Source organism: Silanimonas sp. (assembly GCF_044377035.1).
Lineage (GTDB): Bacteria > Pseudomonadota > Gammaproteobacteria > Xanthomonadales > Xanthomonadaceae > Silanimonas.
This window is the reverse complement of sequence record NZ_JBILJW010000013.1, coordinates 19,700-34,920: the sequence shown is the minus strand read 5'-3', so window position 1 is coordinate 34,920 and position 15,221 is coordinate 19,700. Positions and strand designations below refer to the sequence as shown.

At 70.3% G+C, this 15,221-nt stretch carries 12 protein-coding genes; 9 read left to right on the top strand and 3 right to left on the bottom strand.

The features are described from left to right. Positions 1-73 precede the first annotated feature (73 nt). Positions 74-1,087 (top strand): type I glyceraldehyde-3-phosphate dehydrogenase, encoded by a 1,014-nt coding sequence (gene gap, locus ACIQ6S_RS08850; RefSeq protein WP_397608039.1) that lies wholly within the window; start codon positions 74-76, stop codon positions 1,085-1,087. Between the two features lie 19 nt (positions 1,088-1,106). Then, complete coding sequence (locus ACIQ6S_RS08845) at positions 1,107-1,616, top strand: hypothetical protein (protein ID WP_397608038.1); 510 nt, start codon at positions 1,107-1,109, stop codon at positions 1,614-1,616. 6 nt (positions 1,617-1,622) lie between these two features. On the opposite strand, the gene ACIQ6S_RS08840 is transcribed toward ACIQ6S_RS08845, so the two are convergent. Beyond that, the gene (locus ACIQ6S_RS08840) at positions 1,623-2,909 is read right to left on the bottom strand and encodes an NAD(P)/FAD-dependent oxidoreductase (protein WP_397608037.1); all 1,287 of its coding nucleotides are present in this window, start codon (positions 2,907-2,909) and stop codon (positions 1,623-1,625) included. After that, positions 2,893-3,873 carry an L-threonylcarbamoyladenylate synthase gene (locus ACIQ6S_RS08835; RefSeq protein ID WP_397608036.1) on the bottom strand — a complete coding sequence of 327 codons (981 nt, stop codon included), beginning with the start codon at positions 3,871-3,873 and terminating at the stop codon, positions 2,893-2,895. Before ACIQ6S_RS08835 ends, ACIQ6S_RS08840 begins: the two co-directional genes overlap by 17 nt. Positions 3,874-3,940: 67 nt before the next feature. Here ACIQ6S_RS08835 and ACIQ6S_RS08830 point away from each other — a divergent pair, with 67 nt between their 5' ends. After that, a complete protein-coding gene (locus tag ACIQ6S_RS08830) occupies positions 3,941-5,116 on the top strand; it encodes a phosphoglycerate kinase (protein WP_397608035.1) in 1,176 nt (391 codons plus the stop codon). A 1-nt stretch (position 5,117) separates the two neighbouring features. On the opposite strand, the gene ACIQ6S_RS08825 is transcribed toward ACIQ6S_RS08830, so the two are convergent. Further along, positions 5,118-5,657, bottom strand: coding sequence for a hypothetical protein (locus tag ACIQ6S_RS08825; protein ID WP_397608034.1), 540 nt, complete (start codon positions 5,655-5,657; stop codon positions 5,118-5,120). Between the two features lie 59 nt (positions 5,658-5,716). Between ACIQ6S_RS08825 and pyk the strand changes: the two genes are divergently transcribed. The 6 genes from pyk (at position 5,717) to ACIQ6S_RS08795 (ending at position 15,186) form a co-directional block, all read left to right on the top strand. Next, positions 5,717-7,183: a pyruvate kinase gene (gene pyk / locus ACIQ6S_RS08820; protein WP_397573972.1), complete on the top strand. Its 1,467-nt coding sequence runs from the start codon at positions 5,717-5,719 to the stop codon at positions 7,181-7,183. Positions 7,184-7,283: 100 nt separating this feature from the next. Then, on the top strand, positions 7,284-8,288 hold the full coding sequence (locus tag ACIQ6S_RS08815; RefSeq protein ID WP_397595807.1) for a class I fructose-bisphosphate aldolase: 1,005 nt from the start codon (positions 7,284-7,286) through the stop codon (positions 8,286-8,288). A 229-nt stretch (positions 8,289-8,517) separates the two neighbouring features. Further along, entirely contained in the window at positions 8,518-9,957 is a 1,440-nt protein-coding gene (locus ACIQ6S_RS08810; protein ID WP_397608033.1) for a sensor histidine kinase, read from the top strand. A gap of 128 nt (positions 9,958-10,085) precedes the next feature. Further along, entirely contained in the window at positions 10,086-11,174 is a 1,089-nt protein-coding gene (locus tag ACIQ6S_RS08805) for an efflux RND transporter periplasmic adaptor subunit (RefSeq protein ID WP_397608032.1), read from the top strand. 11 nt (positions 11,175-11,185) lie between these two features. Further along, positions 11,186-14,353, top strand: a complete 3,168-nt coding sequence (locus ACIQ6S_RS08800; RefSeq protein WP_397608031.1) for an efflux RND transporter permease subunit — start codon at positions 11,186-11,188, stop codon at positions 14,351-14,353. Further along, positions 14,350-15,186, top strand: coding sequence for a TrmH family RNA methyltransferase (locus tag ACIQ6S_RS08795; RefSeq protein ID WP_397574170.1), 837 nt, complete (start codon positions 14,350-14,352; stop codon positions 15,184-15,186). The genes ACIQ6S_RS08800 and ACIQ6S_RS08795 overlap by 4 nt, the downstream gene beginning before the upstream one ends. Positions 15,187-15,221: the final 35 nt, after the last annotated feature.

The following is a 15,221-nucleotide window of genomic DNA, read 5'->3' as shown; positions in this document are numbered from 1 at the left end:
GACGATGGGGCAGGGCATGGGAAGGGCGGGTAAACTAGCGCGCTTTCCCCCTCAACGCCCACAGGAGCGCTCCATGGCCATCAAGATCGGCATCAACGGTTACGGCCGCATCGGTCGCAACGTCCTCCGCGCGCTGTACGAGTCGCAGCGGAACGGTGAGATCCAGATCGTCGCGATCAACGACCTCGGCGACGCCGAGACCAATGCCCACCTGACGCAGTACGACACGGCCCACGGCAAGTTCCCGGGTACCGTCGCTGTGGACGGCGGCGACCTCGTCATCAATGGCGACCGCATCAAGGTGTTCGCAGAGCGCGATCCGGCCAAGCTGCCGTGGGGCGCGAACGGCGTCGACGTGGTGCTGGAGTGCACCGGCATCTTCACCTCGAAGGCCAAGGCCGGTGCGCACCTTGCTGGTGGCGCCAAGAAGGTCGTGATCTCAGCCCCGGGCGCCGCCGATGTCGACGCCACCGTCGTCTTCGGCGTGAACCACGGCGTGCTGAAGGCCTCGGACACCGTCATCTCCAACGCCAGCTGCACCACCAACTGCCTCGCGCCGCTCGCCAAGGTGCTGCACGAGAAGGTGGGCATCGTCCACGGCCTGATGACGACCATTCACGCCTACACCAACGACCAGGTGCTGACGGACGTCTACCACTCCGACCTGCGCCGCGCCCGTTCGGCCACGATGAGCCAGATCCCGACCAAGACCGGCGCCGCCGCCGCGGTGGGCCTGGTGCTGCCGGAGCTCAACGGCAAGCTCGACGGCTTCGCCATGCGCGTGCCGACGATCAACGTTTCGGTGGTCGACCTGTCGTTCGTCGCCGCCCGCGCCACCACGAAGGAAGAGATCGACGCCGCCGTGCTCGAGGCCTCGAACGGCGCGCTGAAGGGCATCCTCGGCATCAACACGAAGCCGCTGGTGTCGGTCGACTTCAACCACGACCCGCGCAGCTCGATCTACGACAGCACGCAGACCCGCGTCATGGGCGGCACGCTGGTGAAGGTGCTGAGCTGGTACGACAACGAGTGGGGCTTCAGCAACCGCATGCTGGACACCACGCTGGCGCTGATGGCGGCGAAGTAAGCCTCCCCAGCAGGGGGCCATGGCCGACATCGAGATCCGCCTCGAACGCCTCGAGCAGCTCTACGACCTGCTCGACCCGGCGCCGTTCCGCGACAAGGCGCTGGATCGCGCCGCCGAGGCCTACCTGCTGGAATGCGCGGAGGACGCACCGGGCGACGAGCCGCTGCGCCTCCGCGTGCGCGTTCCGCCGGCGTTGGTGGCGCGCGAAGCCGAAGTGGCGGAGGCCGTGCACGCGCATTTCGGTTGGCTGTGGGCGCGCGCCGACAAGCGCCGCGCCGCGCGTGCGCGCATGCACCGCTTCGCCATGCTGCTGGGAGTCGTCGTGCTGCTTGCGGCGCTTGGCCTCCGAGGCCTTTTCGCCGAAGGCGGCGGCATCGCCGAGGTGCTGCGCGAGGGCCTGCTGATCCTCGGCTGGGTGGCGCTGTGGCGGCCGGTCGAGTGGGTGCTGTTCGACACCTGGGAGCACCGGCAGCGGCGATCCGCGCTCAAGCGGCTGGCGACGGCCGAGGTGCGGCTGGTCGAGGGCTGAACGGCGTCAGGGCGCCTCGTCGCGGGGTGAAAACACCCGCGCATGGCGCTGCATCGTCCAGTACTGCGAAGCCCAGTCCATCAGTACGACCAGCCGGTTGCGGTAGCCGATCAGGAAAACGATGTGCGCGAACAGCCACAGCCACCAGGCGAGCAGGCCGGTGAAGCGCATCCCGCCGATCACGCCGATGGCACGGTGCCGGCCAATGGTCGCCATCGAACCGTAGTCGCGGTAGCGGAAGGGCGTCGTCGCCTGTCCGCGAAGGCGGGCGATGACGTTCCGGGCCGCGTGCTGGCCCATCTGCTTGGCTGCCGGCGCGATGCCGGGGACCGCTTGCCCGTCGATGCTCAGCGCGGCGAGGTCGCCGATGACCTGCACTTCGGGATGCCCGGGCAGCGAGAGGTCGGACGTTACCGGCACGCGTCCGGCACGGTCGGGATCGATCCCAGCCGCCCTCGCCAGCAGCGCACCCAGCGGCGACGCCTTGACGCCGGCACCCCACACCACGTTTCGCGTTGGCAGGCGCTCGCGCACGCCCTCGCGTTCGACGTCGACGCCGTCGGCATCGATGCCGACGACCTTCGCGCCCAGCCGGACGCACACGCCGAGGCTTTCGAGCTGGCGCTTCGCGCTGGCGGAGAGCGCTTCGGGATAGGCGGCGAGAATCCGCGCGCCGCCTTCCAGCAGCAGGATTTCCGCGCTCGCGGGATCGATGCCGCGGAACTCGCCTTGGAGCGTATGGCGCGCGATTTCGGCCAGCGTGCCGGCCATTTCGACGCCGGTCGGGCCGCCGCCGATCACCACGAAGCGAAGCAGCGCCGCGCGCTCGGCGGCGTCGGTGCTGCCCTCGGCGCGCTCGAAAGCCTCGAGCAGGCGCGCGCGGATGCCCTGCGCGTCCGCCAGCGTCTTCAAGCCCGGCGCATGCGTGGCCCAGTCGTCGCGGCCGAAGTAGGAATGCGTGGCGCCAGTGGCGACGACCAGATGGTCGAAACCGAGGACGCCACCTTCCGCGAGCGTCACCGAGCGCGCCGCGAGGTCGATGTCGACCACCTCGCCCATCAGCACCGTGACGTTGCGCTGGCCGCGCAGGATGTGGCGGATGGGTGCGGCGATCGACGGGGCCGCCAGCCCGGCCGTGGCGACCTGGTAGAGCAGGGGCTGGAACAGGTGGTGGTTGGTGCGGTCGACGAGCGTGACGTCGACCGCGGCGCCCTTCAGGGCCTTGGCGGCCGCGAGGCCGCCGAAGCCGCCACCAAGGATGAGAACGCGCGGGTGCTCAGGTGCCATCGGCATCGCGCGGCGCCGCGGCGCGCTTCAGCCGGTCGTTGACGGCCGCCCAGGCCGCGGTGTGCGGCGGCAGCTCGGCCAGCAGCACGTCGAAGCCGCGCGCGTCGAGCCGTCTCAGCGCCGCGTAGAGCGCATGGCCGTAGCCGGCGAGGTCGCTGGGCAGCACTTCGCCGTCGATGTCCTTGAAGGGCTGGCCGCGCAGCAGGGCGGCCACCTTCTGCCCGCGCTTGGCGAGCTCGTGGAATCGGGCGACCAGCGGCGCGCGCGCGAGCACCTCGACGCTGGCGCGCGGCGCGTAGTGCGAGGCCAGCGTGCCCGAGGCGCGCGGGCTGTCGCCGTCCTTGCCTTCCGCCACGGGGCCGATCACTTCCTCGATCTCCGGGCGGCTGATCTTGCCCGGGCGCAGGATGCGCGGCGTGTCCGTTGAAAGATCGACGATCGTGCTTTCGAGGCCGATCTCGCATTCGCCGCCATCGAGCACGATCGGCACGGCGTCGCCGAACTCCTCGCGCACATGCGCTGCGGTCGTTGGCGACAGCCGGCCGAACCGGTTCGCCGAAGGCGCGGCCACGCCGCCCTCGAAGGCGCGCAGCAGGGCCTGGGCCACCGGGTGCGCCGGCACGCGCAGGCCGACAGTGTCCTGCCCGCCGGTGACCTCGTCGGGCACGTTGGCGGCGCGCGGCAGGATCAGGGTGAGCGGCCCCGGCCAGAAGGCCTCTGCAAGCGCTTCGGCGGCGTCCGGCCAATCGCCGGCCCAGCGCGAGGCGGTGACCGCGTCGGCCACGTGGACGATCAGCGGGTGGTCCGAAGGACGGCCCTTCAGTTCGTAGATGCGTCGGATGGCCGCCGGGTCGTGGGCGTCGGCCGCAAGGCCGTACACCGTCTCGGTGGGGAGGCCGATCGGCTCGCCGCGGCGCAGGGCCGCGAGGGCGTCATCGAGGGTCGCAGCGCGCGTGGTTTTCCCGTCCATGCGGCCATGCTAGCCGTGCCGCGGACGATGCGACAATGCGCGCCTTTCCCATCGCACCGGAGCCCCCATGGCCATCCTCCGCATGACCGACCTCGACCTTGCCGGCAAGCGCGTCCTGATCCGCCAGGACCTCAACGTGCCGATCGACGACGGCAAGGTGACGTCGGAGCAGCGCATCACGGCCTCGCTCCCCACCATCCGCCTGGCCCTCGAGAAGGGCGCGGCGGTGATGGTCACCTCGCACCTCGGCCGCCCGAAGGAAGGCCAGTGGACCGCCGAGGACTCGCTGGCGCCGGTGGCTGAGCGCCTCTCCGCCCACCTCGGCCGCCCGGTGCCGCTGGTGCGCGACTGGGTGGACGGCGTGGCCGTGCAGCGCGGTGAGGTCGTGCTGCTGGAGAACTGCCGCATGAACGTCGGCGAGGGCAAGGACGATGCCGCGCTGTCGGCCAAGTACGCCGCGCTCTGCGATGTCTTCGTCATGGACGCCTTCGGCACCGCGCACCGCGCGCAGGCCTCGACCCACGGCGTCATCCGCGCGGCCAAGGTCGCCGCCGGCGGCCCGCTGCTGATGGCCGAGCTCGACGCGCTGGCCAAGGCCCTCGCGCACCCGGCGCGCCCGCTGCTGGCCATCGTGGCTGGCTCCAAGGTCAGCACCAAACTTGAACTGCTCGGCAGCCTCGTCGACAAGGTCGACCAGTTGATCGTCGGCGGCGGCATTGCCAACACCTTCATCGCCGCGGCGGGCTACCCGGTCGGCAAGTCGCTGGTCGAGATGGATCTGCTCGACACCGCCCGCGCCATCGTCGAGAAGGCCAAGGCGCGCGGCGCCTCCATCCCGCTGCCGGACGACGTGGTCGTGGCCCCGGCCTTCGCCGCCGACGCGCCGGCCACGGTGCGCGCGGTGGATGCGGTGCAGGACGGCGAGATGATCCTGGACATCGGCCCGAAGACCGCCGCCCGCTACGCCGAGCTGATCGCCAAGGCCGGCACCGTGGTGTGGAACGGGCCGGTGGGCGTGTTCGAGTTCGACGCCTTCGGCAAGGGCACCGAAGCGTTGGCGCGCGCGATCTCGGCCTCGAAGGCCTTCTCGATCGCCGGCGGCGGCGACACGCTGGCCGCCATCGACAAGTACGGCGTCGAGGCGGAAGTCAGCTACATCTCCACCGGCGGCGGCGCCTTCCTCGAGTTCCTCGAAGGCAAGACTCTGCCGGCGGTGGCGGCGTTGGAAGCGCGGGGCGGCTGAGTCAGCCCACGACGGCGTCGGCGATCGCCCGTCGCGCCGCGTCCGGTTCGGCCGGTGTCCACAGAAGGACCCCGGCCTCGCCGGCATCGATGCGCAGCGCGGGCCCAATGCGGGTCACGGCGCAGAACACCGGGCTGCCGTTGCCGTCGGACTGCCAGCCCATCGCATCGCCGGTGGACCAGCGCGACGTTCCCTGCAGCGGTTTGGGCAGGGCCTCGCGGGGCAGGGCGGCGAGGTCGAGTTCGACGATCCGTGCAGCCCGCAGCGCGTCGCGATCCAGAACGAACGTCCGGTGCGCGGCCTCGACTCGCAACGTGCCATCGATGAGCGTGGCTCGCGGCGGTCGCGACAGCACCCAGGCCAGCAGGCAGGACACACCGGCGCCCGCACCGGCGAGCGCCACGGCGAGGCCGATTTGTTCGCCACGGGTGATCCAGGCGATGGCCACGCCCATCAATAGCGCATCGAAGGCGAGGAACAGCGCGCCGGCCAAGGCGAGGCGTCGTCGGCGTCGCGCCGGAGGGAATGCAAACGTAAGCATGATTGGGCGTCCGGGAATGCTGATAGGTTAGTCGGCACTCCCTTCCATGCCGCGTGACCATGAGCCAGCCGCTGCGCCGCACCAAAATCCTCGCCACCCTGGGTCCGGCCACCGATGCGCCGGGCGTCATCGACGCGCTGCTGGCCGCTGGCTTGAACGCCGTGCGCCTGAACTTCTCCCACGGCACCGCAGAGCACCATGCCCAGCGCATCGCCGCGGTCCGCGCCGTCGCGTCCCGCACCGGTCGCGAGATCGGCGTGCTGGCCGACTTGCCGGGCCCGAAGATCCGCATCGAGAAGTTCGCCGAGGGCAAGGTGCTGCTCAAGGCTGGCCAGGCTTTCGCCCTCGTGTGCCGCGCCGACGCGCCGCCCGGGGATGCCACGCAGGTGGGCTGCAGCTACCTCGGCCTGCCGCGCGACGTCGGGCCCGGTGACACCCTGCTGCTCGACGACGGCCTCATCAGCCTGCGCGTCGAGAAGGTCGCCGGCGACGTCGTCCACACCGAGGTGATGACCGACGGCGCGCTCTCGAACCGCAAGGGCCTGAACCGGCTCGGCGGTGGCCTCAGCCTCGGCGCGCTCACCGACGAGGACCGCGGCCACATCGCCACCGCCGCCAAGCTGGGCGTCGACTTCATCGCCGTCTCGTTCTGCCGTTCGGCCGCCGACATCGAGCTGGCCCGCGAGTTGGCGCGTGCCGCCGGTTCCGATGCGCAGATCGTCGCCAAGATCGAACGCGCGGAAGCCATCGAGAATCTCGTCGAGATCGTCGAAGCCGCGGAAGTGATCATGGTCGCGCGCGGCGACCTCGGCGTGGAGATCGGCTATGCCGAGCTGCCCGGCCTGCAGAAGAAGATCATCCGCGAGTCGGTGGCGCGCAACCGCATCGTCATCACCGCCACGCAGATGCTGCAGTCGATGGTCGACAACCCGATCCCGACGCGTGCGGAAGTGCTCGACGTCGCGAACTCCGTCATCGACGGCACCGACACGGTGATGCTCTCGGCCGAGACGGCCAGCGGCCTGTATCCGGTGAAGTCGGTCGAGGCCATGGCCAGCATCTGCCTCGGCGCCGAGCGCCAGTTCCGCCATGACACCGATTTCGAAGCCGCCCGCCGCGGCCTGACGCGCGCCGACGAAGCCATCGCCATGGCGACGATGTTCCTCACCGAGCACATCGAGCTGAAGGGCATCGTCGCGCTGACGGAATCCGGCGGCACGGCGCGCCACCTGTCGCGCTTCCGCTCGCAGGTGCCGGTGTTCGCGCTGAGCCGCTTCGACGAGGCCCGGCGGAAGATGTCGCTGATGCGCGACGTCTTCCCGATCCACTTCGACACCCGCGGCCTGTCGCCGGGCGTGGCGGCCCGTTCCGCGGCCAAGCAGCTGCACGATCTCGGCCTGCTCGACGCCGGCGACCGCATCATCGTCACCAACGGCGACTCGATGGAGCGTCGTGGCGCCACCAACACCCTGCGCCTGCTCGAGATCGGCGTGGGCGGGCATGTCGAGGGGCTCGGCGAGCTCTAGCCCCCACCGTCCCTGGGGGGGGGGCTGAAATCGATTGGAACGGCCCTTCGGGGCGCTCGGCTATAATCCCGGGTCTTTCCCACCCGCCGAGCCCCCGCTAATGAGCATCGAAGAACTCGCTGACATCGCCCAGGCCATGGTCGCCCCCGGCAAGGGCATCATCGCCATCGACGAATCCACCGCCACGATCGGCAAGCGATTCGACTCGGTCGGCATCGCCAACACGGAAGAGAACCGTCGCGCCTACCGCGAGATGCTGCTCACCACGCCGAACCTGTCCGACTACATCTCGGGTGCCATCCTGTTCGACGAGACCCTGCGCCAGAGCACCAAGGACGGCGTGCCGTTCGCCAAGGTGATGATGGACGCCGGCATCCTCCCCGGCATCAAGGTCGACACCGGCGCGAAAGCGCTGGCCGGCTGCCCGGGCGAGACCGTGACCGAAGGCCTCGACGGCCTGCGCGAACGCCTTCAGGAGTACGCGAAGCTCGGCGCCAAGTTCGCCAAGTGGCGCGCCGTCATCTCGATCGGCGAGGACATCCCGACCGGCACCTGCATCGAGTCGAACGCCCACGCACTGGCCCGCTACGCCGCCCTGTGCCAGGAAGCCGGCATCGTGCCGATGGTCGAGCCGGAAGTGCTGATCGACGGCGACCACGACATCGACACCTGCTACGACGTCACCGAAGCCGTGCTCCGCAGCCTGTTCTCGGCGCTCTACGAGCACAACGTGATGCTCGAGGGCACGATCCTGAAGGCCAGCATGGTCATCTCGGGCAAGGCTTGCGAAGAGCAGGCAGACGCCGAGGAAGTGGCTGCGCAGACCGTCCACTGCCTCAAGGCCACCGTGCCGGCCAACCTGCCGGGGATCGTGTTCCTCTCGGGCGGCCAGAGCGACGAGCAGGCCACCCGTCACCTCAACGAGATGAACCAGCTCGAGGGCAACCCCTGGCCGCTGAGCTTCAGCTACGGCCGCGCCATGCAGGCCGCCGCGCTGAAGATCTGGGGCAAGGACCCGGCGAACAACGTCGCTGAAGCCCAGAAGATCGTCTACGCCCGCGCCAAGGAAAACGGCCTGGCCGCGCTCGGCGAGTGGGAAGGCTAAGCCTCCGTCGTCCGGCGAGCAGTGCTCGCTGACGAGTGCGAACGCCCGCCGCGCTGCGGCGGGCGGGGGAGGGGCAGTCGAGGCCTCCCGCCGATGAAACGCCGGCCCTCGGGCCGGCGTTTTCATTGCTGCGCCACGGCATGCCCCTGGCGCGGGCTCGGCTATCCTGATTCCCGTTGAGGTTCCAACGGCCGCCTCCCCCCGACGGCCCGATCGCAGGATTCGGGACATGCAGGACAGCAGCAAGGCGTCATCCGACGAGCAGAGGGAGCGGTTGTTCCAGGCGCGCGGCACCGCACGCGGCATGCAGGCCATCGCCGCGCTGCTGCTGCTGAACGCCGTCATCGGTCCGCTGTCGTTCTATGTCACCACGGGGGCCATGCGGCTCAGTCCGGCCCTCGTGGGCGGCGTGGTGGGCGTGGTGGTGCTGGCCCTCGTGCACCGCGGATCGATCGGCGCTGCGATGCGGGTGTTCATCTGGGGCGGCACGCTGATCCCGATCTGGGGCCTCTACCGCGGCTACGGCCTGCTCGACGGCAACCTGTTGTTCCTGCCGGTCGCCGCCATGGGTGCCGGCTTCATGCTGGGCACCCGGCACGCGGTGGCGGTGGGCCTCGTGGCGACGGTTGCCGTGCTCGGCCTGCTCTGGCTCGAGCTTTCCGGGCAGGGTTTCGTGCCGCCGCCCATGGATACGCGCATCCCGCACGCCATCAGCGCGATCTTCGCGGTCGTGCTGGGGGCGATCGTCGGCGCCCGGAGCACGCGCGCGTACCGTGACCAGTACGAGCAGACGCTGGCCCTATCGCGCGGCCTCGAGGCCAACGTCCAGGCCCGCACGGCCGAGCTCAACGAGGCGCTGCGCAACCTGACCCGCGCGCAGGACGAACTGGTGGAATCGGGCACGCTGGCCTCGCTCGGCGCGATGGTGGCGGGCGTCTCGCACGAACTGAACACGCCGATCGGCAACGCGCTGATGGCGTCGACCACGGTGCACGCGGACCTCGAGGCCCTCGAGCAGCGCATGGCGACGGGCCAGCTCACGCGCAGCGAGTTCGCCGCATCGCTCGCCCATGCGGTCGAAGCCAGCCGCCTCTGCACGGCCTCGATCGAGCGCGCCGCCGAGCTCGTCGCAAGCTTCAAGCAGGTGGCCGTCGACCGGGCGTCCGAACGGCGGCGCGAGTTCGATCTGGGCGAACTCGTCGAGGACATCCTCGCTACCCTGCGCCCCGGCCTGAAGACCCAGCCTTGGGTGCTACGTGCCGAGGTGCCCCGGGAGGTCCGCATGGACAGTTTCCCGGGCCCGCTCGGGCAGGTGCTCACCAACCTCGTGCAGAACGCGCTGGTCCATGGCTTCGAAGGTCGCGAGGAGGGCATCGTGCAGGTCTCGGCGAGCGAAGACGGCGACGCGGTGCGCATCGTGGTGGCCGATGACGGCATCGGCATGGCGCCGGGCACGCTCGCGCAGATCTTCCATCCGTTCTTCACCACCCGCCTCGGCCGCGGCGGGTCGGGGCTGGGGCTCTCGATCTGCCACCGGATCGTCGCGCGCGTGCTCGGCGGCGAACTCAGCGCGCAATCGCGGCCCGGCGAAGGCAGTCGCTTCGAGATCCGGTTGCCCCGGGTGGCTCCCACCGATCATGCTGGCGCGTCCGAGGGCGGAAAGCGCTGAGTCCAGCGTCTTCGCGCAATGCAGCGTTGCAAGTTTGCTACGCCTGTCGATGCGACGCTAACGGCCCTTGCGGCATCCTAGCGGGCTATCGCCGGCCGTCCAGGTCGGCGTCGATGGAAGGAACGTGCATGAACCTGCGAAGTGGACTGCTGCTGGCCGCGGCCATCGGTCTCGTGGCTTGCGGTGGCAATGCGGGGGGCGGCCCGGGCGGCGCCGGTGGGCCGCCGGCCGTGGTGACGACGCAGCTCGCGGCGATGGCGACCTGGACCGACCGCCTCGACGCGATCGGCACGGCGCGCGCCAGCGAGTCGATCGCCATCACCTCGAAGTTGTCCGAACGCGTCGAGCGCGTCCGCTTCGAGAGCGGGCAGCGCGTCGAAGCGGGGCAGGTGCTGGTGGACCTCGATGTGGGCGGCGACGTCGCCGACCTCGATGCGGCGCGCACCGCCGCGCGGGAGGCGCAGCGCCAGTTCGACCGCCAGCGCCAGCTGGCCGAGCAGAAGCTCATCCCCACCAGCCAGCTCGACGCCCAGCGCGCCGCGCGCGATGCCGCGCAGGCCCAAGTGCAGCAGGCGATGGCGCGCGTCTCCGACCGCGCGATCGTGGCGCCGTTCGCCGGCGTGCTCGGCCTGCGGGAAGTCAGCACCGGCCAACTCCTCGGCCCGGGCACGACCATCACCACGCTCGACGCCATCGACACGATGCAGGTCGATTTCTCGGTGCCGGAAGTGCACCTCGCGAAGCTGAAGGACGGCCTCGTCGTCGAGGCGCGCAGCGACGCGTGGCGCGGCGAGGTGTTCTTCGGGCGCATCCTCAGCGTTGATTCGCGCATCGACATCGCGACGCGCTCGGTCATCGTCCGCGCCGCCGTCGACAACACCGACGGCAAGCTGCTGCCTGGCATGCTGCTCACCCTGTCGGTGCTTCAGACCGAGCGCGAGGCGCTGGTGGTGCCGGAAATCTCGGTGCAGCAGAACGGCAGCCTCAGTTTCGTCTATCGCGTCGATGCTGAGGGCGTTGCGCAGATGGCGCCGGTCAAGCTCGGCGCCCGCGAAGCCGGCCGCGTCGAGGTGCTGGAAGGCCTTGAAGCCGGTGACCGCGTGGTGGTCGACGGCACCGTGAAGCTGCGACCGGGCCAAAAGATCGTCGAGGCCGCCGTGGGCGGGACGGGCGACGGCCCGGCCGACACCGCCGGCGCGCCGCCGGCGCGCGGCTGAGGAGTCCGACCATGGTGCTCTCCGATCTTTCGATCCGCCGCCCGGTGTTGGCGACGGTGATGAGCCTGCTGCTGATCGTTATCGGCCTCATCGCCTTTTCCCAGCTCACGCTCCGCGAGTTGCCCGATATCGACCCGCCGGTGGTCTCGGTGCAGGTCGATTACCCCGGGGCGTCCGCGGCGGTGGTCGAAAGCCGCATCACCCAGGTGCTCGAGGATGCGGTCGCCGGCATCGAAGGCGTCGACCTGATCGAGAGCTCCTCGCGCAACGGCCGATCCGACGTCAGCCTCGAGTTCACGCTGAGCCGTGACATCGAATCCGCCGCGAACGACGTGCGTGACGCCGTCAGCCGCGTCATCGACCGCCTCCCGGAAGAAGCCGATCCGCCGCAGGTCGCGAAGGTTTCGGCCGACGCCGAGCCGATCATGTTCCTCTTCGTCGCCTCGGCCGAGCGCGACATCCTTGGCCTGACCGACTACGCCGAGCGCTACCTGCTCGATCGCTTTTCGAGCATTTCGGGCGTGGCCAGCGCGCGTCTCGGCGGCGGCCAGCGCTATGCGATGCGGGTCTGGCTGGATCGCACGGCCCTTGCGGCGCGTGGCCTGACGGTCAACGACGTCGAGAGCGCGCTCCGTCGCGAAAACGTCGAACTGCCGGCCGGCCAGCTGGAATCCTCGACGCGCGACTTCGTCCTGCGGATGTCGCGCGCCTACCAGACCCCCGAGGACTTCTCGGCCCTGGTGCTCGCCAATGGCCGCGAAGGCACCCCCGTGCGCCTCGGCGATGTCGCGCGGGTCGACCGCGAGGCCGCCGAACGCCGGGCGTGGTTCCGCGGCAACGGCGAGCCGCAGGTCGGCTTCCAGATCATCAAGACGTCGACCGCCAACTCGATCGACGTGGCCCGTGCGGTGCGTGCCGAGCTCGATGCGATCAACGCGACGCTGCCGCCCGACATCTCGATGGGCGTCGCCTTCGACTCGACGCAGTTCATCGAGGTGTCGGTCTTCCAGGTTTGGAAGACGCTCGCCGAAGCCCTGGTGCTGGTGCTGATCGTGATCTGGCTGTTCCTCGGCAGCGTGCGCGCGGCGCTGGTGCCGGCCGTAACCCTGCCGGTGTGCCTGACCGCGGCCTTCATCGCGCTGTGGGCCTTCGGCTTCTCCATCAACCTGCTCACGCTGCTGGCGATCGTGCTGTCGATCGGCCTGGTCGTCGACGATGCCATCGTGGTGCTGGAGAACTGCCAGCGCCGCGTAGACCTTGGCGAACCGCGCCTCGTCGCCGCGCGCCGTGGCACCCGCCAGGTGGCCTTCGCGGTGATCGCCACGACGGCCGTGCTGATCGCGGTGTTCGTGCCGGTCGCCTTCCTCGAAGGCAACAACGGGCGCCTGTTCCGCGAATTGGCGGTGGCGCTGGCCGGTGCCATCGCGATTTCGGCCTTCGTCGCCCTGACCCTGACGCCGATGATGTGCTCGCTGCTACTCGAGCCGCACCGCCCCGAGTCGGGCAGCTTCGCGGCGAAGGTCGATGGCGTGCTCGGCCGGATCACCGCCGCCTACCGGCGTTCGCTGGAGCGCCACGTCGGCCGCACCGGGGTCTTCGCGGCCATCGTCATCGCGGCGATGGGGCTCAGCGTGTTGCTGTTCCGCCTCGTGCCGACGGAACTGGCGCCGCCGGAGGACCGCGGTTCGTTCTTCGTCTCGGTAGCCGGCCCAGAGGGTGCAGGCTTCGACTACACGGTGACGCAGATGCAGCAGGTCGAATCGATCCTGCTCGACAATGCCAAGGAGGAAGGCGCGATCCACCGCGTCATCGCCCGCGTGCCGGGCGGCTTCGGCGGCGGCCAGCAGGACATGCACACCGGCAACGCGATCGTGCTGATGAAGCTCTGGGACGAGCGCGACGTGACCACGAACGACGTGGTCAACGACCTCCGGGGCCAGTTGGCCGCGGTGCCGGGCGTCGTCGCGCGGCCGATCGCCCGTTCCGGCCTGACGCGTTCGCGCGGCGGCCAGCAGTTCCAGATCGTGCTTGGCGGCCCCGATTACGCCGAGCTGGCGCAGTGGCGCGACGCGATGCTCAAGGAGATGGAGTCGAACACGCAGATGTTCGGCGCCGATTCGGACTACAAGGAAACCCGCCCGCAGCTGCGCATCGACATCAACCGCGAGCGCGCCGCGGCGCTCGGCGTTTCGGTGCAGGACATCGGCCGCACGCTGGAGACGATGATGGGTTCGCGCCGCGTCGGCACCTACGTCGATGGCGGCGAAGAGTACGACGTGATCCTGCAGGCGCAGTCGGACGACCGCGCCACGCCGCAGGACCTCGACGGCCTGTACGTGCGTTCGTCGGCCGGCCCGCTGATCCCGATGGCGTCGCTGGTGACCTTCCGCGAATTGGCAGAACCCGGCAGCCTCAACCGCTTCAACCGCCTGCGCGCCATCACCATCTCCGCCTCGCTCGCCCCCGGCTACACGCTGGGCGAAGCGACCGCCTGGGTGGAGGACGCCGCGGCCCGCGTGCTGCCGCCGAACGCCCAGCTCGGCTGGAAGGGCGAAGCGCGCGAAGCCCAGCAGAGCAGCGCGGCCATCCTGTTCGCCTTCGCGATGGCCCTGCTCATCGTGTATCTGGTGCTGGCGGCGCAGTTCGAGAGCTTCGCCCACCCCTTCGTGATCATGCTCACCGTGCCGCTGGCGGTGCTCGGCGCGCTGTTCGGGCTCTGGAGCATGCACCTGCTGTCCTTGGCCGGGCTCTGGGGCCCCGGGGCGAGCATCAACCTGTTCAGCCAGATCGGCCTGATCATGCTGGTGGGCCTCGCGGCGAAGAACGGCATCCTGATCGTCGAGTTCGCGAACCAGCTGCGCGACGAAGGGCGCAGCGTGCGCGAGGCCGTGATCGAGGCTTCGTCGATCCGCCTGCGCCCGATCCTGATGACCTCGATCGCGACCGTCGCCGGCGCTTTGCCGCTGATGTTCGGTGGCGGCGCGGGCTCCGCGTCGCGCAACGCCATCGGCATCGTCATCGTGTTCGGCGTCGCGCTGTCGACCTTCCTCACGCTGTACGTGATCCCGGCGCTCTACCAGCGCGTGGCGCCCTACACCACGGCGCCGGAAGCCCGTGGCCGTGAACTCGACCGCCTCGAAACCCTGCATGTCGACGTCGATGGCGAGGCCAAGGCATGAGCGGCCCGCCGCGCACGCCGTGGCCGGGTCGCCGTTCGCCCCCGGGGCGGACGGAGCGTGCCGATCGTCCGGAGGAGGCCGCGCGCCCGCGTCCGCCGCGCAACGACGATGAGGTCCGGCTGTTCGGCTTGAACGCCGTGCGGGCCGCGTTTGCCGCGCGCCCCGGTGACCTTCGCAAGCTCTGGCTGCTCGCCGAGCGCATGGGCGAGATGCGCGATGTGATGGCGTGGTGCGTGGCGAACCGCCGCGGCTACACGGTGGTCGATGCCGACGAACTGGCCAAGGTCGCCGGCACGCAGCACCACGAGGGCGTGGTGATGGCGATGCGCCGCCCCGACGAACTCGGGCTCTCGGCCTTCTTGCGCGACCTGCCTGCCGGCCCCTGCCAGCTGCTGTGGCTCGACGGCGTGGGCAATCCGCACAACTTCGGCGCGATCCTGCGCTCGGCCGCGCATTTCGGCGTGACCGCCGTACTGCTGCCCAAGGACTCCCCACTGGCGCTGTCGGGTGCGGCGGTGCGGGTCGCCGAAGGCGGCGCCGAAGCCGTGCCTCTGGTGCGACTCGGGCGTAGCGACAACTCCGCCACCCAGCTTCAGGGCTTGGGCTTCCAGCTGCTGGCGACCGTCGTCCGCGGTGGCGACGACCTTTACGCCTTGCCGCTGCCGCCGCGCTGCGTGTGGGTGCTGGGCGCGGAAGGCGAAGGCCTTGACCTCGCCGTGGCGGCCGCTTGTTCACGCAAGGTGGGCATTCCCGGCAGCGGCCGCGTGGAAAGCCTGAACGTGGCCTCGGCGACGGCCGTGCTGCTAGCCGAATGGTGCCGCCAGCGGCGTTGAGGCTTGGGCATACTGCGGGCCGTTCGCCTCCACGG